At 73.4% G+C, this 18,496-nt stretch carries 15 protein-coding genes; 8 read left to right on the top strand and 7 right to left on the bottom strand.

Annotated features, from left to right (window positions below; genetic code table 11):
* Nucleotides 1-10 precede the first annotated feature (10 nt).
* Complete coding sequence (locus KUM39_RS02760) at nt 11-1,216, bottom strand: acetyl-CoA C-acetyltransferase (protein ID WP_217783714.1); 1,206 nt, start codon at nt 1,214-1,216, stop codon at nt 11-13.
* 149 nt (nt 1,217-1,365) lie between these two features.
* Between KUM39_RS02760 and mce the strand changes: the two genes are divergently transcribed.
* The 5 genes from mce to KUM39_RS02735 all read left to right on the top strand — a co-directional run bounded on the left by mce (nt 1,366) and on the right by KUM39_RS02735 (nt 9,431).
* Nucleotides 1,366-1,806 carry a methylmalonyl-CoA epimerase gene (mce, locus tag KUM39_RS02755; RefSeq protein ID WP_217783713.1) on the top strand — a complete coding sequence of 147 codons (441 nt, stop codon included), beginning with the start codon at nt 1,366-1,368 and terminating at the stop codon, nt 1,804-1,806.
* 208 nt (nt 1,807-2,014) lie between these two features.
* Nucleotides 2,015-5,962, top strand: coding sequence for a polarized growth protein Scy (gene scy / locus KUM39_RS02750; RefSeq protein ID WP_217783712.1), 3,948 nt, complete (start codon nt 2,015-2,017; stop codon nt 5,960-5,962).
* A 229-nt stretch (nt 5,963-6,191) separates the two neighbouring features.
* Entirely contained in the window at nt 6,192-7,127 is a 936-nt protein-coding gene (locus KUM39_RS02745) for a coiled-coil domain-containing protein (RefSeq protein ID WP_217783711.1), read from the top strand.
* Nucleotides 7,128-7,368: 241 nt separating this feature from the next.
* Entirely contained in the window at nt 7,369-8,589 is a 1,221-nt protein-coding gene (locus KUM39_RS02740) for an ABC transporter ATP-binding protein (protein ID WP_217783710.1), read from the top strand.
* Nucleotides 8,586-9,431 (top strand): ABC transporter permease, encoded by an 846-nt coding sequence (locus KUM39_RS02735; RefSeq protein ID WP_217783709.1) that lies wholly within the window; start codon nt 8,586-8,588, stop codon nt 9,429-9,431. Before KUM39_RS02740 ends, KUM39_RS02735 begins: the two co-directional genes overlap by 4 nt.
* A gap of 42 nt (nt 9,432-9,473) precedes the next feature.
* On the opposite strand, the gene KUM39_RS02730 is transcribed toward KUM39_RS02735, so the two are convergent.
* The gene (locus tag KUM39_RS02730; protein ID WP_217783708.1) at nt 9,474-9,806 is read right to left on the bottom strand and encodes an Rv1322 family protein; all 333 of its coding nucleotides are present in this window, start codon (nt 9,804-9,806) and stop codon (nt 9,474-9,476) included.
* 221 nt (nt 9,807-10,027) lie between these two features.
* On the opposite strand from KUM39_RS02730, the gene KUM39_RS02725 reads away from it, so the two are divergent.
* Entirely contained in the window at nt 10,028-11,056 is a 1,029-nt protein-coding gene (locus KUM39_RS02725) for an LLM class flavin-dependent oxidoreductase (protein ID WP_217783707.1), read from the top strand.
* 212 nt (nt 11,057-11,268) lie between these two features.
* Here KUM39_RS02725 and KUM39_RS02720 read toward each other — a convergent pair whose 3' ends face one another.
* Nucleotides 11,269-11,661, bottom strand: coding sequence for an SCO5389 family protein (locus tag KUM39_RS02720; protein ID WP_217783706.1), 393 nt, complete (start codon nt 11,659-11,661; stop codon nt 11,269-11,271).
* Between the two features lie 298 nt (nt 11,662-11,959).
* Between KUM39_RS02720 and nucS the strand changes: the two genes are divergently transcribed.
* Nucleotides 11,960-12,631, top strand: coding sequence for an endonuclease NucS (nucS, locus tag KUM39_RS02715; RefSeq protein WP_217783705.1), 672 nt, complete (start codon nt 11,960-11,962; stop codon nt 12,629-12,631).
* 161 nt (nt 12,632-12,792) lie between these two features.
* Here the strand turns inward: nucS and KUM39_RS02710 are convergent, their stop codons facing one another.
* The 3 genes from KUM39_RS02710 to KUM39_RS02700 all read right to left on the bottom strand — a co-directional run bounded on the left by KUM39_RS02710 (nt 12,793) and on the right by KUM39_RS02700 (nt 16,922).
* Nucleotides 12,793-15,312: an ATP-binding protein gene (locus KUM39_RS02710; protein WP_217783704.1), complete on the bottom strand. Its 2,520-nt coding sequence runs from the start codon at nt 15,310-15,312 to the stop codon at nt 12,793-12,795.
* Between the two features lie 274 nt (nt 15,313-15,586).
* Nucleotides 15,587-15,910 carry an STAS domain-containing protein gene (locus KUM39_RS02705; RefSeq protein WP_217783703.1) on the bottom strand — a complete coding sequence of 108 codons (324 nt, stop codon included), beginning with the start codon at nt 15,908-15,910 and terminating at the stop codon, nt 15,587-15,589.
* 163 nt (nt 15,911-16,073) lie between these two features.
* Nucleotides 16,074-16,922 (bottom strand): 3-hydroxyacyl-CoA dehydrogenase family protein, encoded by an 849-nt coding sequence (locus KUM39_RS02700; RefSeq protein ID WP_217783702.1) that lies wholly within the window; start codon nt 16,920-16,922, stop codon nt 16,074-16,076.
* Between the two features lie 333 nt (nt 16,923-17,255).
* Here KUM39_RS02700 and KUM39_RS02695 point away from each other — a divergent pair, with 333 nt between their 5' ends.
* Nucleotides 17,256-17,828 carry a cob(I)yrinic acid a,c-diamide adenosyltransferase gene (locus KUM39_RS02695; protein WP_217783701.1) on the top strand — a complete coding sequence of 191 codons (573 nt, stop codon included), beginning with the start codon at nt 17,256-17,258 and terminating at the stop codon, nt 17,826-17,828.
* A gap of 49 nt (nt 17,829-17,877) precedes the next feature.
* Here KUM39_RS02695 and KUM39_RS02690 read toward each other — a convergent pair whose 3' ends face one another.
* Complete coding sequence (locus tag KUM39_RS02690) at nt 17,878-18,378, bottom strand: DinB family protein (RefSeq protein WP_217783700.1); 501 nt, start codon at nt 18,376-18,378, stop codon at nt 17,878-17,880.
* Nucleotides 18,379-18,496: the final 118 nt, after the last annotated feature.

Raw genomic sequence — 18,496 nt, 5'->3', positions numbered from 1 at the left:
GACGGGTGGATCAGGGCTTGGGCACGCGCACGATCAGGGCGTCGCCCTGGCCGCCGCCGCCGCAGAGCGCCGCCGCGCCGACCCCGCCGCCGCGCCGCTGGAGTTCCAGCGCCAAGTGCAGCACGATCCGGGCGCCGGACATGCCGATCGGGTGGCCGAGGGCGATGGCGCCGCCGTTGACGTTCACCTTGTCGGTGGAGACGCCGAGGTCCTTCATGGACTGCACGGCGACGGCGGCGAACGCCTCGTTGATCTCGATGAGGTCGAGGTCCGCGACGTCCAGGCCCTCCTTGCCGAGCGCGTGCCGGATGGCGTTCGACGGCTGCGACTGGAGCGAGTTGTCGGGGCCGGCGACATTGCCGTGGGCGCCGATCTCCGCGATCCACGAAAGGCCCAGCTCCTCGGCCTTGGCGCGGCTCATCACGACCACGGCGGCGGCGCCGTCGGAGATCTGCGAGGAGGTCCCGGCGGTGATGGTGCCCTCGCGGGAGAACGCCGGGCGCAGCTTGCCGAGGGACTCCACCGTGGTGTCGGCGCGGATGCCCTCGTCGGCGGCGAACAGCACCGGGTCGCCCTTGCGCTGCGGGATCTCCACGGGGGCGATCTCCGCCTCGAAGACGCCGTTCTTCTGCGCCGCGGCGGCCCGCTGGTGGGACAGCGCGGCGATCTCGTCCTGCTCGGGGCGGGCGATGCCGAGCCGGGTGTTGTGCTTCTCGGTGGACTCGCCCATCGCGATGTTCTCGAAGGCGTCGGTCAGGCCGTCGTGGGCCATCGCGTCCAGCATCTGCACCGCGCCGTACTTGTAGCCCTCGCGGGACTTCGGCAGCAGGTGCGGGGCGTTGGTCATGGACTCCTGGCCGCCCGCGACGACCACGTCGAACTCACCGGCGCGGATCAGCTGGTCCGCGAGGGCGATGGCGTCGAGCCCGGAGAGGCAGACCTTGTTGATGGTCAGCGCCGGTACGTCCATCGGGATGCCGGCCCTGACGGCGGCCTGCCGGGCCGGGATCTGCCCGGCGCCGGCCTGGAGCACCTGCCCCATGATCACGTACTGCACCTGGTCGCCGCCGATCCCCGCGCGGTCGAGGGCGGCCTTGATCGCGAAGCCGCCGAGGTCGGCGCCCGAGAAGGACTTCAGCGAGCCCAGCAGCCGTCCCATCGGCGTACGGGCGCCGGAGACGATCACCGAGGTCGTACCGGAAGTTCCAGAAGGCATGAGCTGCGGTCCCCTAACCGGCCTGCACAGCCGCGGAGTGAACGAGGGTTTACTTCGAATGTACTGAGGCGGCGTCCGCGCCGTCATCGGGCCGCCGGTGTGATCGCGCGCACGTTGCGTAACCACCTTCCCGGCGCTCCACTGAAACCATGCTGACGCGAATCGACCACATCGGGATCGCCTGCCACGACCTCGACGCCACCGTCGAGTTCTACCGGGCGACGTACGGTTTCGAGGTCTTCCACACCGAGGTCAACGAGGAGCAGGGCGTGCGCGAGGCCATGCTCCGTATCAACGGCACCTCGGACGGCGGCGCCTCCTACCTCCAGCTGCTGGAACCGACCCGCGAGGACTCCGCGGTCGGCAAGTGGCTGGCGAAGAACGGCGAGGGCGTCCATCACATCGCGTTCGGCACGGCCGACGTGGACGCCGACGCGGCGGACATCCGCGCCAAGGGCGTCCGGGTGCTGTACGACGAGCCGCGAACGGGGTCGATGGGGTCCAGGATCACCTTCCTGCACCCCAAGGACTGTCACGGCGTACTCACAGAACTGGTCACATCGGCGGCAGTTGAGTCGCCCGAGCACTGACCCGCGTACATAGGGGCCGGTAGGGTTGGGGGCGGTCGTCCGTCGCAGGGTGGACGGCCGCATGCCGGGGTCCGGGTTTCGGGGGACGGGCGTCGGGGCAGCAGACCGTGCTCCGTCGTCGATCCGACACCATTTCCCCGGAGGGCTCCGTCCGGCGGATGGGCGGTGCTCTGTGAGAAGCCGACCAGGGGACGGATGGGACCGCGCAGTGCGGGGCTACGAGAGCCAGGAGCGAGAGCCGGCGGCTGACGTCGATCACCTCTCTCGGTTCGAGGCCGAGATGAAGCGGCTGAAGACCGAGCGGGAAAAGGCGATCCAGCACGCCGAGGACCTGGGTTACCAGGTCGAGGTCCTGCGCGCCAAGCTGCACGAGGCGCGCCGCACCCTGATGACCCGGCCCTCCTACGACGGCGGGGACCTCGGCTACCAGGCCGAGCAGTTGCTCCGCAACGCCCAGGTGCAGGCCGACCAGCTCCGCCAGGACGCCGAGCGGGAGCTGAGCCAGGCCCGCGCGCAGACCCAGCGCATCCTCCAGGAGCACGCCGAGCAGGCCGCCCGCCTCCAGGCGGAGCTGCACCAGGAGGCGGTCACCCGGCGCCAGCAGCTCGACCAGGAGCTGGCCGAGCGCCGCCAGACCGTCGAGTCGCACGTCAACGAGAACGTCGCCTGGGCCGAGCAGCTGCGCGCCCGCACAGAGCAGCAGGCCCGTCGGCTGCTGGACGACTCCCGTACCGAGGCCGAGCAGGCGATGGCCGCCGCCCGTACGGAGGCCGAGCGGCTGACCGGTGAGGCCCGCGAGCGGCTGCGCGCCGACGCCGAGGCCGCCCGCGCCGAGGCCGAACAGCTGCTGCGCCGGGCCCGTACCGACGCCGAGCGGCTGCTGGACGCCGCCTCCGCCCAGGCCCAGGAGGCCACCGACCACGCCGAGCGGCTGCGCTCGTCCACCGCCGACGAGTCGGACTCCGCCCGCCGCCGCTCCGCCGAGCTGAGCCGGGCCGCCGAGGAGCGCATCGCGCAGGCCGACGAGGCGCTGCGCAAGGCGCAGTCGGAGGCGGAGAAGCTGGTCGCGGAGGCCGAGGAGGCCGCCGCCAAGGCGCTCGCCGGTGCCGAGGCCGCCAACGAGACCCGCACCCGTACGGCAAAGGAGCAGGTCGCCCGGCTGGTCGGGGAGGCCACCAAGGAGGCCGAGAGCGCCCGCGCCGAGGCCGAGCAGATCGTCGCGGACGCCCGCGCCGAGGCCGAGAAGTCGCTCGCGGAGGCCACCGAGAAGGCCCGCAGCGTCACCGCCGAGGAAGCCGCCTCCCAGCTGTCCAAGGCGGCCCGCACCGCCGAGGACGTGCTCGACAAGGCGTCCAAGGACGCGCAGCGCACCACGCGGGACGCCGCCGAGGAGGCCGAGCGCATCCGCTCGGAGGCCGAGGCGGAGGCCGACCGGCTGCGCGGCGAGGCGCACGACATCGCCGAGCAGCTCAAGGGCGCGGCGAAGGACGACACCAAGGAGTACCGGGCCAAGACGGTCGAGCTGCAGGAGGAGGCGCGGCGGCTGCGCGGCGAGGCCGAGCAGCTGCGGGCCGACGCGGTCGCGGAGGGCGAGCGCATCCGCGCCGAGGCCCGCCGGGAGGCCGTCGGGCAGATCGAGGAGGCGGCCGGGTCCGCCGAGGAACTGCTCTCCAAGGCCCGCGCGGACGCCGACGAGCTGCGCCAGAAGGCCACGACGGACAGCGAGAAGGTCCGCACCGAGGCCATCGAGCGGGCCACCTCGCTGCGCAGGCAGGCCGAGGAGACCCTGGAGCGCACCCGCGCCGAGGCCGAGCGGCTGCGCGCCGAGGCCGACGAGCAGGCGGGCACGGTCCGCGAGGACGCCGAGACCGCCGCGCGCGAGCTGCGCGAGGAGGCCGAGCGGGCGGCCGGGGCGCGCCGCGAGGAGGCCGCCGAGGAGCTGGACCGGCTCCAGGGCGAGACCCGAGAGCGGCTGGCGTCCGCCGAGGATGCGCTGACCGGCGCCCGCGCGGAGGCGGAGCGGCTGCGCCGGGAGGCCGGTGAGGAGGCCGACCGGCTGCGGGCCGAGGCCGCCGAGCGGATTCGCGTCCTGCGCGAGCAGGCCGAGGCGGAGGCCGAGCGGCTGCGCGACGAGGCCGCGTCCGACGCGTCCGTGTCGCGCGCCGAGGCCGAGAACGTCGCCGTACGGCTGCGGTCCGAGGCGGCCGCCGAGGCCGAGCGGCTGAAGACGGAGGCGCAGGAGACCGCCGACCGGGTCCGTACCGAGGCGCAGGCCGCCGCCGAACGGCTCGGCACCGAGGCGTCCGAGACGCTGGCCGCCGCCCAGGAGGAGGCCGCCCGGCGCCGCCGTGAGGCGGAGGAACTGCTCGGCGGGGCCCGCCGCGAGGCCGACCAGGAGCGGGAGCGGGCCCGCGAGCAGAGCGAGGAACTGCTCGCCTCCGCCCGCAAGCGGGTCGAGGAGGCGCAGGCCGAGGCGGTCCGGCTGGTCGAGGAGGCGGACCGGCGGGCCACCGAGATGGTGTCCGGCGCGGAACAGCACGCCCAGCAGGTACGGGACTCGGTCGCCGGGCTGCACGAGCAGGCGCAGGAGGAGATCACCGGGCTGCGGTCGGCCGCCGAGCACGCGGCGGACCGTACCCGGCGCGAGGCCGAGGAGGAGGCGGACCGGGTACGGTCCGACGCCTACGCCGAGCGGGAGCGGGCGAGCGAGGACGCGTCCCGGCTGCGTCAGGAGGCCGCCGACGAGGCGGGCCGGGTGCGCCGGGAGGCCGCCGAGGAGTCGGAGGCCGCCAAGGCGCTGGCCGAGCACACGGTCGCCGAGGCCGTGCAGGAGTCGGAGCGGCTGCGCGCCGAGGCGGGCGAGCACGCCCAGCGGGTGCGGACCGAGGCGTCGGACAAGCTGGCCGAGGCCGACCAGGCCGCGACCCGGACCCGTGCCGACGCCCGTGAGGACGCCAACCGCATCCGCTCGGACGCGGCGACGCAGGCGGACACCCTGATCACCGAGGCCCGCGGCGAGGCGGAGCGGCTCCAGAGCGAGACGATCGCGGAGGCCGACCGGCTGCAGACGGAGACGGCGGCCGAGGCGGAGCAGACCCGTGCCGCCGCGCAGGCCGAGGCGGACCGCACCCGGACCGAGGCGGTGACCCGCGCCGAGCAGCTCATCGCGGACGCCACCGGCGACGCCGAGCGGCTGCGCGCGGAGGCGGCGGAGACGGTCGGAACGGCGCAGACGCACGCGGACCGGATGCGCGCGGACGCCGAACGGGTGCGCACCGAGGCGGAGGCGGAGGCCGAACGGCTCGTCACCTCGGCGCGCGAGGAGTCGGACCGGACGCTGGACGAGGCCCGCAAGGAGGCCAACAAGCGGCGCTCCGAGGCCGCCGAGCAGGTGGACACCCTCATCACGGAGACCGCCGCCGAGGCGGACAAGCTGCTCGCGGAGTCCCGGCAGCAGGCGCAGAAGACGACCGCGGAAGCCGAGTCGCAGGCCGACACGATGGTCGGCGCGGCCCGCACCGAGGCGGAGCGGCTGGTCTCGGAGGCCACCGTGGAGGGCAACTCCCTGGTGGAGAAGTCCCGTACGGACGCGGACGAGTTGCTGGTCGGCGCCCGCCGGGACGCGACGGCGATAAGGGAGCGGGCCGAGGAGCTGCGCGACCGGATCACCTCGGAGATCGAGGGGCTGCACGACCGGGCCCGCCGGGAGGCGGCGGAGACGATGAAGTCCACCGGCGACCGCTGCGACGCGCTGATCAAGGCGGCCGAGGAGCAGCTCGGCAAGGCGCAGACGAAGGCCAAGGAGCTGGTCTCGGAGGCCGATTCGGAGGCGGGCAAGGTCCGTATCGCCGCCGTGAAGAAGGCCGAGGGGCTGCTGAAGGAGGCCGAGCAGAAGAAGGCGACCCTGGTCCGCGAGGCCGAGGAGCTGAAGGCCGAGGCGATCCGCGAGGCCCGCCGCACGGTGGACGAGGGCAAGCGCGAGCTGGAGGTCCTGGTGCGTCGGCGCGAGGACATCAACGCGGAGATCTCCCGCGTCCAGGACGTCCTGGAGGCACTGGAGTCCTTCGAGGCGCCGGGTGGCGCCAAGGACGGCGCTGTCAAGGCGGGAGCCACGGTGGGGCCCCCTCGTTCGGGTGGAAAATCTACGGAAAGCTAGCCTCGTCGAGGCGTTCGGGTGTGTTCTGGGTGCTGTGACCAGGCCGTTCGCCGGATGCCCCGCCGGTGCTCCGGCGGGGTGTCCGGGTGCTGTTGGCAAGCCCTGGGGTGGTCAGCCACTCAAAAGAGGTGTCATTCTCCTGATCAAACACGTATCCGCTCGATGACACACCGCTTCGGCCCCTAGGATTCCACCTATCACCTCACCGGTCTCATTCGACAGGAACCCCATGAGCGACACTTCCCCCTACGGCTTCGAGCTAGTGCGGCGTGGGTACGACCGCGCTCAGGTGGACGAACGGATCTCCAAGCTCGTCTCCGACCGTGACAGCGCTCTCGCCCGCATCACCGCTCTGGAAAAGCGCATCGAGGAGCTCCACCTCGAAACCCAGAACGCCCAGGCCCAGGTCACCGACGCCGAGCCGTCGTACGCGGGTCTCGGCGCACGGGTCGAGAAGATCCTCCGACTCGCCGAGGAAGAGGCGAAGGACCTGCGTGAGGAGGCCCGCCGGGCCGCCGAGCAGCACCGCGAGCTGGCCGAGTCGGCCGCCCAGCAGGTCCGCAACGACGCCGAGTCGTTCGCCGCCGAGCGGAAGTCCAAGGCGGAGGACGAGGGCGTCCGGATCGTCGAGAAGGCCAAGAGCGACGCCTCTCAGCTCCGTTCCGAGGCGCAGAAGGACGCGCAGTCCAAGCGCGAGGAGGCGGACGCCCTCTTCGAGGAGACGCGTGCCAAGGCCGCGCAGGCCGCCGCCGACTTCGAGACCAACCTGGCCAAGCGCCGCGAGCAGTCCGAGCGCGACCTGGCCTCGCGTCAGCAGAAGGCGGAGAAGCGCCTCGCGGAGATCGAGCACCGCGCGGAGCAGCTCCGGCTGGAGGCGGAGAAGCTGCGCACCGACGCCGAGCGCCGTGCCCGCCAGACGGTGGAGACCGCGCAGCGTCAGGCCGAGGACATCGTGGCCGACGCCAACGCCAAGGCGGACCGCATCCGTTCGGAGTCGGAGCGCGAGCTCGCGGCGCTCACCAACCGCCGCGACAGCATCAACGCGCAGCTGACGAACGTCCGCGAGATGCTCGCCACGCTGACGGGTGCCGCGGTGGCGGCGGCCGGTTCGCCGGTCGAGGACGAGTCGATCACGCGCGGTGTCCCGGCCCAGCAGTCCCGCTGACCGGTCACCGTACGACGCTCGTCCGGTCCGCGCCGTACGCCCGGTTCCTCACGGGTGTGCGCGCCGTCCGCCCCGTTCCACACGGGGGCGAGGCCCCCTGCCGCTCGGCGTGGCAGGGGGCCTCGCCGTGTCCCGGCGGGGCGGCGCCCGCTCCTGGGCGGAACCGTCAGCGCCCCGATATCCTCCTAACCCTTACGGGGGCGTGCGCCCCGCTGTCCTGACCTTCCGATGGGTGCGGAGCATGATCGAGGCTGTCGGCCTGACCAAGCGCTACGGCGACAAGACCGCCGTGCACAACCTGTCCTTCCAGGTGCGGCCGGGGGCCGTGACCGGCTTCCTCGGTCCGAACGGTTCGGGCAAGTCCACGACCATGCGGATGATCCTCGGCCTGGACAACCCCACCTCCGGCACGGTGACGATCGGCGGCTACCCGTTCCGCAGGCTGCCCAACGCGGCCCGGCTCGTGGGCGCGCTGCTCGACGCCAAGGCCGTGCACGGCGGGCGCAGCGCCCGCAACCATCTGCTCAGCCTGGCCCAGCTGTCCGCGATCCCGGAGCGCCGGGTGGACGAGGTGCTCGGCGTGGTGGGGCTCCAGGACGTGGCGAAGCGGCGCTCGGCGGGTTTCTCGCTCGGCATGGGGCAGCGGCTGGGCATCGCCGCCGCGCTGCTCGGCGATCCGCAGGTGCTGCTGTTCGACGAGCCGGTCAACGGCCTCGACCCCGAGGGCATCCTCTGGGTGCGCAATCTGATGAAGGCGCTCGCCGCCGAGGGCCGTACGGTGTTCGTCTCCTCGCACCTGATGAGCGAGATGGCGCTGACCGCCGACCATCTGATCGTGATCGGGCGCGGGCAGTTGCTGGCCGACATGAGCGTGCGGGACTTCATCGCCGCCAACTCGGCCGGTTTCGCCCGGGTCCGCACCCCGGACACCGAACCGCGGCTGCGCGAGAAGCTGTCCGCCGCGCTCACCGGGGCGGGCGGGCACGTCCTGCCCGAGCAGGACGGCGCGCTGCGGGTGACCGGGTTGCCGCTGCCCCGGATCAGCGAACTGGCCCACGAGACGGACGTACGGCTGTGGGAGCTGTCGCCGCACCAGGCGTCGCTGGAGGAGGCGTACATGCGGCTGACGCAGAGCGTCGTGGACTACCGCTCCACCGACGATCCGAAGGCCGGGTTCCAGCAGCCGCCCGTGCCCGGCGCGCAGCCGCCGATGCCGGTGCCCGGTCAGGGCCAGCCCGGCTGGTACGCCCCGCCGCCGCCCGCCGAGGGCGGTGGCCCGTTCCCGCCCGCGCCGTCCGGCCCGTACGACCCCGCCGCCGCGCCGACGCCCGGTGCCGCGCCGAACCCGTACACCGCCCCGGCCGCGCCCCCCGCTCCCCCGGCGGCGCCCCCGGCCGGGCCCGCCCCGTCCGCCGCCCCGGCCCCCGCCGCGGGCCCGAACCAGACCGAGGACGCCCGATGAGCACCCAGCAGCCCGCGCTGCCGCCGACTCCCGCGCCCGACGGGCAGTACCGCTCGCCGATCCCGGTGGTGCGCACCCATCTCGGGCACGCGCTGGCCTCGGAGTGGACCAAGATCCGCTCGGTGCGTTCGACGATGTGGACGCTCGGGGTGTTCCTGCTGCTGGTGATCGGCATCGGCCTGCTGACCGGGATCGCCGTGCGGGGTACGGGCGCCCGCGAGATCACCACCAACCCGCTGGGGCTCGGCCTGTTCGGGCTGCTGGTGGGCTGCCTGTGCGTCATCACGCTGGGCGTACTGACCACCACCTCGGAGTACGGCACGGGCATGATCCGGACGACGACGACGGCGTGCCCGAGCCGGGGCCGGGTGCTGGCCGCCAAGTCGATCGTGTTCTCGTCGGTCGCGTTCGTGGTGACGCTGGCCGCGTCCTCGCTGGTGGCGATGTTGCAGGTGGCGCTGCTCGACGGGCAGATCCGGCAGCGCCCGTCCGGCGGGGCCTGGCTGCGGGCGACCCTCGGGATCAGCCTGTACGTCGCGCTGCTCGGACTGCTGGCACTGCTGGTCGGCTCGATGATCCGGCACTCGGCGGGCGCGATCACGCTGATGGTGGCCGCGGTGCTGGCGCCGCTGGTGCTCGCCCTGTTCATGGCCGCCACCCCGCTGGAGACGGTGCGGGACGCGCTGCTGGAGTACTCGATCCCGAACCAGCTGAGCGTGCTGTACTCGACCTCGCTCGGCGCCAGCGGCCCGACCGGCTGGGACCCGCTGTGGATCATGCTCGGGGTCACGGCGGTCGCGTACGCGGCGGCGCACACGCTGCTCAACAGCCGGGACGTGTAGGGCACTCGTCCGGGGAGCCGCGGCTCCCGGCGGGGCGTGCCCTCAGAACCTCGGTGCGTTGCGGGACCGCTGCACCCGTGTGGTGCGGCGGTCCCGCGCGTTCCAGCAGGCTTTGTGCCAGTGCCGCCGGTCGTCCACGCCCGCGTACTCGGGCCAGGCCACCACGTGCGGGACGGCGGAGGGGATGGTCTGGTCGCAGCCGGGGCAGCGGTAGGTCTTGCCCTGCGCGCTGGCGCCCGCGACATGGCGGACGTTCCACTCCTCGCCCTGCCAGTCCTCGGTGGACTGCCAGCCGCCGTACCGGCCGGTGCGGTCGGCCTCGGCGCTCGTGCCGGACGGATCGGCGGCCTTCGGCCGGTTGCGACGCGGGGACACGGAACACCTCTCGGGGCAACTCGCTGAGCACGGGGTGCGTCCAGCGTACGCGGCCCCTCGGGGGGTACCCCTTGTACCCGGAGTTCGGGCGGAACCCACACAGCGAACGGTCATTTTCCGACAATCCGCAAATCTCTTCGCCATGCCGTGTCCTCGGCACGTGCCACGCGGTTGTGCGGGTCGGGGGAGCTCCGAGCGGGGCCGAGAAGGCGGGAAATGCGATGCGTGTGGGAAGTTTTGTCCTGGCGGCCCAGTTCCCGGGCCAGGGTCCCGGCGAGGCGCTGCACCGGGCGGTCCGCTCGGCGGAGGTGTCCGAGGAGGCCGGGCTGGACTCGGTGTGGCTGGCCGAGCACCACTTCGTGCCGTACGGCACCTGTCCGTCCGCGATCACGCTGGCCGCGCTGCTGCTCGGCCGCACCCGGCGGCTCCGGGTCGGCACGGCGGTCAGCGTGCTGCCCACCGCCCATCCGGTGGCGCTCGGCGAACAGGCCGCGCTGCTGCACGTGACGAGCGGCGGACGGTTCAGCCTGGGCGTCGGCCGGGGCGGTCCGTGGGTGGACCTGGAGGTGTTCGGCGCCGGTCTGGAGGCGTACGAGAGCGGGTTCCCGGACTCCCTCGACCTGCTGACGCGCTGGCTGCGCGAGCCGTCGGTGGGCGCGTCCGGCGAGCGGTTCTCCTTCCGGGAGGTCCCGGTGGTGCCCCGGCCGTCGGAGGTGCTGAACGACGCGGCGGGCCCCGAGGTGGTGGTGGCGTGCACCTCGCCGAAGTCCGTACGGCTGGCCGCCGAGCGGGGTCTGCCGATGCTGCTCGGGATGCACATCGGGGACGCGGAGAAGGCCGAGATGGTCGCCCTGTGGCGGCGCGCGGCCCAGGAGGCGGGACGGTCCGGGGACGAGATCGCGGGCGCCGCCCATGTCTCGGCGGGCGTCTGCCAGTTGGCGGACCGGCGCACCGACGCGGTGGAGACGCTGCGCAAGGCGCTGCCGGGCTGGCTGCGCCAGGGGCTCGCCGCGCATGTGACGGTGGACGGCCGGGCGCGCTCCATGCGCGACCCGCACGCCTACACCGAACTGCTCTGCGAGCTGCACCCGGTGGGCACCGCGGCGCTCGCCGCCGACCGGCTCGCGGCCACCGCCGAACGCACCGGCATCTCGCGCTTCGCACTGCTCGTGGAGGGCTCGGGCGACCTGGCGGCCACCGAGGAGAACGTACGGCGGCTCGGCGCCGAGGTGCTGCCGCGGCTGGTCTGACACCGGCGGGAGCGAAGGGGACCGGCCCCGCACAATGGCCGATACCCGCCCGTTTCACGCCGGACGGGATACGGCGGGGAGCAGGCGCCCCGCTTCCTGAGGCACGTGCCCCGCGACGCCTGCCGCCCCCGTGCGGGGAGACGCGGAGGCGTCCCGCCGGACGGAGCGGCAGACGGACGGTTCGCCGTGCGGGCGGCCCGGTGCACCGGGCGTCAGCAGTCCCGGAGTTCCGGCGACTGGTTGAGCAGCTGCGCGCGTGCGGAGGTGAAGCGGGCGAGCCGGTCGTCCACCGAGGAATCCAGCGGGAAGACCGCCACCCGGTGGCAGTTCTGGAAGGCCAGCCGCACCCCGAAGTGCCGCTGGAGCGCGCCGCGTATCGCGTCGCTGGCGAGTGCGCGGAGCAGCTGGCCACGGGCCTGCTCGTTGGGCGGCGGCGTCTGGTTGTCGGCGAAGGGACCGCCGTCCACCTTCAGCTGGGCCACCAGGGAACTGATCATCTCCCAGGCGAAGGGCAGGGAGGTCCGGACGCAGTCGATGAACTCGGCTTCATCGACCTCGCCTCGCTCGGCCTGTTCGAGTAGGGCCGGTGAGACGTCGAGCGACATGGGTTCTCCTCTCGCACCCCTGCTGGCCAGGGGTTGCCGGACAGACGAAGGGGACGTACGCCGTGGACACGCTCGGTGCACGGGCCGCGACGTCCCGTCCCTACGGTAGGCAACGGACCGTGACCGCACCAGCAGAATGCGTATATGAGTTGGTCCCTTTGCGTACACAATCGGCCAAGGATGAACAAGAGTTTCCAGGGATGAAACGGGTGGTTCGGCGGACCGGGGTTGACGGGGGTACGGGGCGGCCAGAGGGCGAATCGCGTGCACCCCGGTGCGTCGAGTAGCGTTGCCGACCATGCGTCTCGTCATCGCCCGGTGCTCGGTGGACTACGCCGGCCGACTCACCGCCCACCTGCCCTCGGCCCCCCGTCTGATCCTGGTCAAGGCCGACGGCAGCGTCTCCATCCACGCGGACGACCGGGCCTACAAGCCCCTCAACTGGATGTCCCCGCCCTGCACTCTGAAGGAGGGCTCGGGCGACGAGGCGGGGGTGTGGACCGTGATCAACAAAGCGGGCGAAAAACTGATCATCACGATGGAGGAGATCCTGCACGACTCCTCGCACGAACTCGGTGTGGACCCCGGTCTCATCAAGGACGGCGTCGAGGCGCACCTCCAGGAACTCCTCGCCGACCGCATCGAGACCCTCGGTGAGGGGTACACCCTGATCCGGCGCGAGTACATGACCGCCATCGGCCCCGTGGACATCCTGTGCCGCGACGCCAGCGGCGCGACCGTCGCCATCGAGATCAAACGGCGCGGGGAGATCGACGGCGTCGAGCAGCTCACCCGCTACCTCGAACTCCTCAACCGCGACCCCCATCTCGCCCCCGTCCGCGGCGTCTTCGCGGCCCAGGAGATCAAGCCCCAGGCCCGCGTCCTCGCCACCGACCGCGGCATCCACTGCCACCTCATGGACTACGACGCCCTCCGAGGCATCGAGGACGACAAACTCCGCCTCTTCTAGAACGTCCCCACTCCACCTGGTCACGCAGTTCCCCGCGCCCCTTGAGTGGGCTGCCGTGGACGTGCGCCGAGTGGTGCACCAATTCAGCCGACGCGAGCCGCAACTCCCTTGGGGGCGCGGGGAACTGCGCGACCAGCCGGAGCGGACCCGCACCCGGCGGACTACGCGGGCACCCCCGTGCTCGCGGGCCCCGTGCCGACTGACCCCGTACTCACAGGCCCCGTGCTCACCGGGCCGGAGGACACGTCGCTCGCAGAGGTGGAGGTCTGCGGCGGCGAGGGCGATTCGGAGGGGGACGTACTGGGCTCCCCGCTGTCCGAGGGGTCGGCACTGGTGGACGGCGTGTCCGGCGGAGGAGAACCCGGCTTCGTGGACGTACTCGGACGAGACTTCGTGGGCGTGGCCGCGCCGTGAGAGCCGCCGGAACCGCCGGGCCCCCCGGATTCCCCGGCGCCCCGCGTCCCCGTGGCGGTGGACGGAGGAACCGTGGCCGACCTCGTGGACGTGGGCGTCGGATCGTCCGCCGTGCCGAACGTACCGTCGGGCCCCGGATCGGTGGGACTCGTGGACGGGGACGCGGGGGCGCGGCGCGGGGAGTTGGACTCGCCGGGGTTGGCGCCGAGGACGCTGTCGCCGGGGTCCTGCCCGACCGTGGGGTCCACCTCGACCCGTCCGGCGGGGTCCTTGCCGTCCCCCGCACCGGAGGTCATCCCGAGCGTGACGACCGTACCGAGCACGGCGGCGAGCAGCGCACCGGAGCCCGCGGCGACGAAGTTGCGGCGGGCCAGGCGCCGGATACCGCCGCGCTGCGCGCCCGGCGCGGCCGGGAGCCGCCGGGTGGCGTCCGCGTCCGGCACGGGGGCGTACAGCGGGTGCGCGGTGGACACGGGGAGCGCGGCGACGGGCTCCTTGGGGCGGGCGGCCTCGTGGGCCTCCTCGGCGGCGGGGGCGGGCGCGACACCGGAGAGGTCCGCGACCAGCGCGAGCGCGCGCAGCCCGGCGACCGCTCCCCGCTTGTCGGTGAGGGCGCCGCGCAGCCCGCCGGATGTCTCCAACTCGGCTCGGGCCCGGTCGAGTTCACCGGAGCAGAGGGCGAGGACGCCCAACTCGTGGTGGAAGTAGACCTGTGCGGAGAGGTCACCGGCGAGGAGGGCGGCCTCGCCGCCGGACCGCAGCGCGTGTTCCCAGGCGCTCCAGCGCAGTCCGGCGGCGAAGGCGGGCGCGGCGGTACGGGCGAGCCGCAGCGCGAGGTCCCGCTCGTCGGGGCCGTCGGACCCGTCGGCGTCGGCGGGCCCGGCCAGCGGGGCGACGGCGGCGAGCGCGGCGAGCACCGCGTCGGCCTCGGCGGAGATCCGCTCGGGGGTGACGGAGGGGTGGCCGGTCCACCAGACGTAGTGCTCGGCGGCGGCCGTGGCGTCGGCGGGCGCGTCCGCGCCGTACCCGGCGGCCTCCAGCTGGGTGAGGACCCCGGCGGCGAGCCGGTGCCGGGAGCCGACCGGGGAGACGAGACCGCAGTCGGCGAGTTCCCCGAGGGCCGCGTCGGCGTGGGTGTCCCCGACGAGCGCGGGCAGGTGCGCCTGGTGCGGGACCTCGCCGCCGAGCGCGACGGCGAAGCGGAGCGTGGCGCGGGCGGCGGCGCTGAGCCGGGCGGCGAGCAGCGGCGCGGGTCCGGCGGCCTCCCCGAGGGAGGGCAGCGGGGGCGCGCTCTCGTCCTCGGCCGGGTCCAGCGGGGCGTCCACGGGCGGCAGGACGACCTCGAAGACGCCGTACTCGTCCACCGCGCCGGTGCTGGCGCGCAGTTGCTCGCGCTGCCGGAGCAGCGCACCGGCCTGGACGAAGCGCAGCGGCAGCCCCTCGGACTCGAACCAGACGTCGCCCGCCCAGTTGGACTCCTCCTCGGTGAGGACGCGGCCCACGGCCCGCTCCAGGATCTCCACCCCGGCGGCGCGGTCGAGACCGGCGAGGGCGACCTCGTCGATGTCGCAGTCGGCGGCGGGCGCGGGCACGTCCGGGGTGGCGGCGAACAGGTAGGCGCACTCGGGGGTGGCGTCGAGCAGCCCGGTGAGCGCGGGCCCGCCGAACTCCAGGTCGTCCACGACGACGACGGCGCCGATCTCCCCGACGAGGGCGGCGAGTTGGTCACCGGTGGGGTGGAGGCCGGGGGCGTCGTAGGCGGCGTGGAACAGGTCGTGCAGCAGGTCGTCGGCGGTGCGGTGGAAGCCGCTCAGACGGATCACGCCGTCGGGGGCGAGGTCGGCGCTGTCCTCGGCGACGAGGTCGAGCAGGGCGGTGCGGCCCGAGCCGCCGGGCCCGGTGAGCCGTACGGACCGGCCGCGCACCAGCAGACGTACCAGGTGCTCGCGGTCCTCCTGGCGCTCCAGCAGGCCGGAGGCGGGCCGGGCGGGGCCGGGCGGCACCGGCGGGCGGGCGGCCCGCTCCGCGTCGGCTCGGTCGGCGCCCGCGCGGCGGCGGGGGGTGTCGGGGCGCGCGTACGGCGGGCAGGGCTCGACCTCGCTGCCGTCCACGGGGTTGACGGTGAGCAGGAGGTCGCCGGTGACGACGCGGGCGGTGCGCACGGGTGCCGGCGCGGCCTGGCCGAAGTCGGTGGCGAGGGAGTCTCGGGGCGGGCGGCGGCTGAGCGCGCGGCCGTGGTCCTCGGCTCCCGGAATGATCGGGTCCATGCGTATCTGCCCCAAGTAGCGTCGTGTGCGTTCGCATGACGGCCCCTCCGGCCGCCGCACACCGCTCTGTCGCTTCTGGTCCGGGCCCGCGCGAAGGGTGACGAAGCAGCGGGCGACCGAACCCTAAACCTTCGCACGGCCTCTACGACAGTGCGGGGGGCCACCCGGCCCGAGACGTCACGGTCGGGTGGGGAATGCCCTCGACGCGCGGTTCGGCGGCTGCGTCCGGGTCTCGCCGGGGGCGGGACGGGGGCCCCGCCGGGGACGGGACGGGTCAGACGCGGGGCAGGGACTCGACGCCGATGCCGCCCTCGATGGCGAGGATGCGGTGCAGCCGGGTGGCGACCAGCAGGCGCTGCATCTGCGCCGGGACCCCGCGCAGCACCAGGCGCCGTCCGCAGCGGCCGGCCCGCCGGTGGGCGCCCATGATGACGCCGAGGCCGGTGGCGTCCCAGGAGTCCAGCTCGGACAGGTCCAGGACCAGGTCCCCGGCGCCGTCGTCCACGGCGCCGTGCAGGACCGTACGGGCGTCCGCCGCTGTCCGGACATCGAGGCGGCCCCCGACGAGCAGCTCGGCGTGGTCGCCCCTGATGTGCATATGCGCTCCCCGTTGAGTGCGGTCGTGGGGTACTCCGTGACGGTGCCCGTGCTGTGCACCGTCTGACTGTGTGAGGGCCGGGTCGGTTGCTGGTTGTGAGCGAACCGATACGGAATTCACCCCCGGGGGTGACGCCCCCGGGGATGTTCCGGCGGAGTACGGGTCAGTACGTGTAGAAGCCCTGCCCGCTCTTGCGGCCGATGTCACCGGCGTCCACCATCCGGCGCATCAGCTCCGGCGCGGCGAACTTCTCGTCCTGGGACTCGGTGTAGATGTTCCCGGCGGCGTGCAGCAGGATGTCCACGCCGGTCAGGTCGGCGGTGGCCAGCGGGCCCATCGCGTGCCCGAACCCCAGCTTGCAGGCGGTGTCGATGTCCTCGGCGGTGGCGACCCCGGACTCGTAGAGCTTGGTCGCCTCGACCACCAGGGCCGTGATGAGGCGGGTGGTGACGAACCCGGCGACGTCGCGGTTGACGACGATGCAGGTCTTGCCGACGGACTCGGCGAACTCCTTCGCGGTGGCGAGGGCCCGGTCGCTGGTCTTGTAGCCGCGCACCAGCTCCACGAGCTGCATCATCGGCACCGGCGAGAAGAAGTGCACGCCGACGACCCGCTCGGGGTGTGCGGTGGCGGCGGCGATCTTGGTGATCGGGATGGCGGAGGTGTTGGAGGCGAGCACGGTGTCCTCGCGCACGATCTTGTCGAGCGCGCGGAAGATCTCGTGCTTGACCTCCAGCTTCTCGAAGACCGCCTCCACCACGAGGTCCGCGTCGGCGGCGGCGTCCAGGTCGGTGGTGGCGGTGATCCGGCCGAGGGCGGCCCCGGCGTCCGCCGCGTCCAGCTTGCCCTTGGCGACGAACTTGGCGTACGACGCCTCGATGCCGTCGGTGCCGCGTCGCAGCGCCTCGTCGGTGATGTCGCGCAGGACGACCTCCCAGCCCGCCTGTGCGGCGACCTGGGCGATACCGGCCCCCATGAGACCGGCTCCGACGACGGCGAGCTTGCGTGCCACTCCGACTCCCTGTGCTGCTGTCCGCGCTGCTGTGAGACGTCTGTCCCTCCGGCGGACCATAGCGCTCCGGAGCCGTTGTGTGACCGGTAAGTAACGCGCGTCACGTCTCAATTGACGGACATCACACCGGCGGCGGTCAGCAGGGCCCGCGGGCAGCGCAGTTGAGGGGCTTTTGGGTCAACAGGTCCTGTACGGGGGCGGGGAGAAGGGCATGGTCTCGGCCCGCTTCGCACGGTTCACACCCCCCGCTCCGGGGGCGGCGGACGTACCGGGGCAGAGGGCGCGCAACGGTACCGGCGCGCCCGCGCGGGAATCGCTCATTAGGCTGGCCGCATGGTCAATCTGACGCGCATCTACACCAGGACCGGCGACAAGGGCACCACTGCGCTCGGCGACATGAGCCGGGTCGCCAAGACCGATCCGCGGATCTCGGCGTACGCCGACGCCAACGAGGCGAACGCGGCGATCGGCACCGCCATCGCGCTGGGCGCCCTGGAGACGGAGGTCACCGAGGTCCTCACCCGTGTGCAGAACGACCTCTTCGACGTGGGCGCCGACCTGTCCACCCCGGTGGTCGAGAACCCGGAGTTCCCGCCGCTGCGCGTCGAGCAGTTCTACGTGGACCGGCTGGAGGCCGACTGCGACCGCTTCAACGAGCGCCTGGACAAGCTCCGCTCGTTCATCCTCCCCGGCGGCACCCCCGGAGCGGCCCTCCTCCACCAGGCCTGCACGGTCGTCCGCCGCGCCGAACGCTCCACCTGGGCGGCCCTGGAGCAGCACGCCGACCACATGAACCCGCTCACCGCCACCTACCTCAACCGCCTCTCCGACCTCCTCTTCATCCTGGCCCGCACCGCCAACAAGCAGACCGGCGACGTCCTGTGGGTACCGGGCGGCGAACGCTGAGGCAGCGCCCGAACAGCCCGCCCGGCACGGGCGGGCCGGTGGTGCCCCCTCAGTCCCCCACCACCCCGTCCGTCAGCTCGCCCAGGATGTCCAGATGCCCGTTGTGCCGGGCCGTCTCCTCGACGAGATGCAGCATGATCCACCGCAGATCCACGAACCTCCCCCGCCGCTCCACCCGCGCCCGCGCGTCCAACCCGTACCCGGCGACCGCCGCGTCGTGCCGAGCGGCCTCCTCCGCGTATTCCGCGAGCAACCGCGACAGCGGCACCCGAAGCGCCAGCAGCATCTCCCGGTCGGGTTCCTCGTCGGTCCAGGGCACCCGGCTCTCCTCACCGAGGAAGACGACGCGGAACCAGAAGTACTCCACCCACCGCAGGTGATGGACAAGCCCGGCGACCGTCATCAGCGGCGAGCCGGGCAGCAGCGACCGCCGGGCGTCCTCGTCGGACAGCCCCGCGCACTTGGCGCGCACGGTGTCCCGCACATAGGTGAGCGCGGTGGTGAGCTGGGTGCGCTCGTCCCGGGCGGCAGGCGTCTTGGTGCGTGTCATGGCCCCGATGATCCACTGTCGCCGCACCCCGCGTCGAAGGGGATTCCCAGCGACCCGACAGTCAAGCCACAGCTTTTACAAGGGAGTTGAGGGGAGCCCCCAGCTCTTTCTCAAGTGG

This window comes from Streptomyces corallincola (assembly GCF_019104725.1).
Lineage (GTDB): Bacteria > Actinomycetota > Actinomycetes > Streptomycetales > Streptomycetaceae > Streptomyces > Streptomyces corallincola.
The sequence above is the reverse complement of the archived record's forward strand: the minus strand, read 5'-3'. Positions and strand labels throughout refer to the sequence as shown.

What these genes read in the sequence shown, in the direction of transcription:
- KUM39_RS02760 (WP_217783714.1), bottom strand. Translation starts at nt 1,216, where the DNA reads ATGCCTTCTGGAACTTCCGGTACGACCTCGGTGATCGTCTCCGGCGCC.
- mce (WP_217783713.1), top strand. Translation starts at nt 1,366, where the DNA reads ATGCTGACGCGAATCGACCACATCGGGATCGCCTGCCACGACCTCGAC.
- KUM39_RS02745 (WP_217783711.1), top strand. Translation starts at nt 6,192, where the DNA reads ATGAGCGACACTTCCCCCTACGGCTTCGAGCTAGTGCGGCGTGGGTAC.
- KUM39_RS02740 (WP_217783710.1), top strand. Translation starts at nt 7,369, where the DNA reads ATGATCGAGGCTGTCGGCCTGACCAAGCGCTACGGCGACAAGACCGCC.
- KUM39_RS02735 (WP_217783709.1), top strand. Translation starts at nt 8,586, where the DNA reads ATGAGCACCCAGCAGCCCGCGCTGCCGCCGACTCCCGCGCCCGACGGG.
- KUM39_RS02725 (WP_217783707.1), top strand. Translation starts at nt 10,028, where the DNA reads ATGCGTGTGGGAAGTTTTGTCCTGGCGGCCCAGTTCCCGGGCCAGGGT.
- KUM39_RS02720 (WP_217783706.1), bottom strand. Translation starts at nt 11,661, where the DNA reads ATGTCGCTCGACGTCTCACCGGCCCTACTCGAACAGGCCGAGCGAGGC.
- nucS (WP_217783705.1), top strand. Translation starts at nt 11,960, where the DNA reads ATGCGTCTCGTCATCGCCCGGTGCTCGGTGGACTACGCCGGCCGACTC.
- KUM39_RS02710 (WP_217783704.1), bottom strand. Translation starts at nt 15,312, where the DNA reads ATGGACCCGATCATTCCGGGAGCCGAGGACCACGGCCGCGCGCTCAGC.
- KUM39_RS02705 (WP_217783703.1), bottom strand. Translation starts at nt 15,910, where the DNA reads ATGCACATCAGGGGCGACCACGCCGAGCTGCTCGTCGGGGGCCGCCTC.
- KUM39_RS02695 (WP_217783701.1), top strand. Translation starts at nt 17,256, where the DNA reads ATGGTCAATCTGACGCGCATCTACACCAGGACCGGCGACAAGGGCACC.
- KUM39_RS02690 (WP_217783700.1), bottom strand. Translation starts at nt 18,378, where the DNA reads ATGACACGCACCAAGACGCCTGCCGCCCGGGACGAGCGCACCCAGCTC.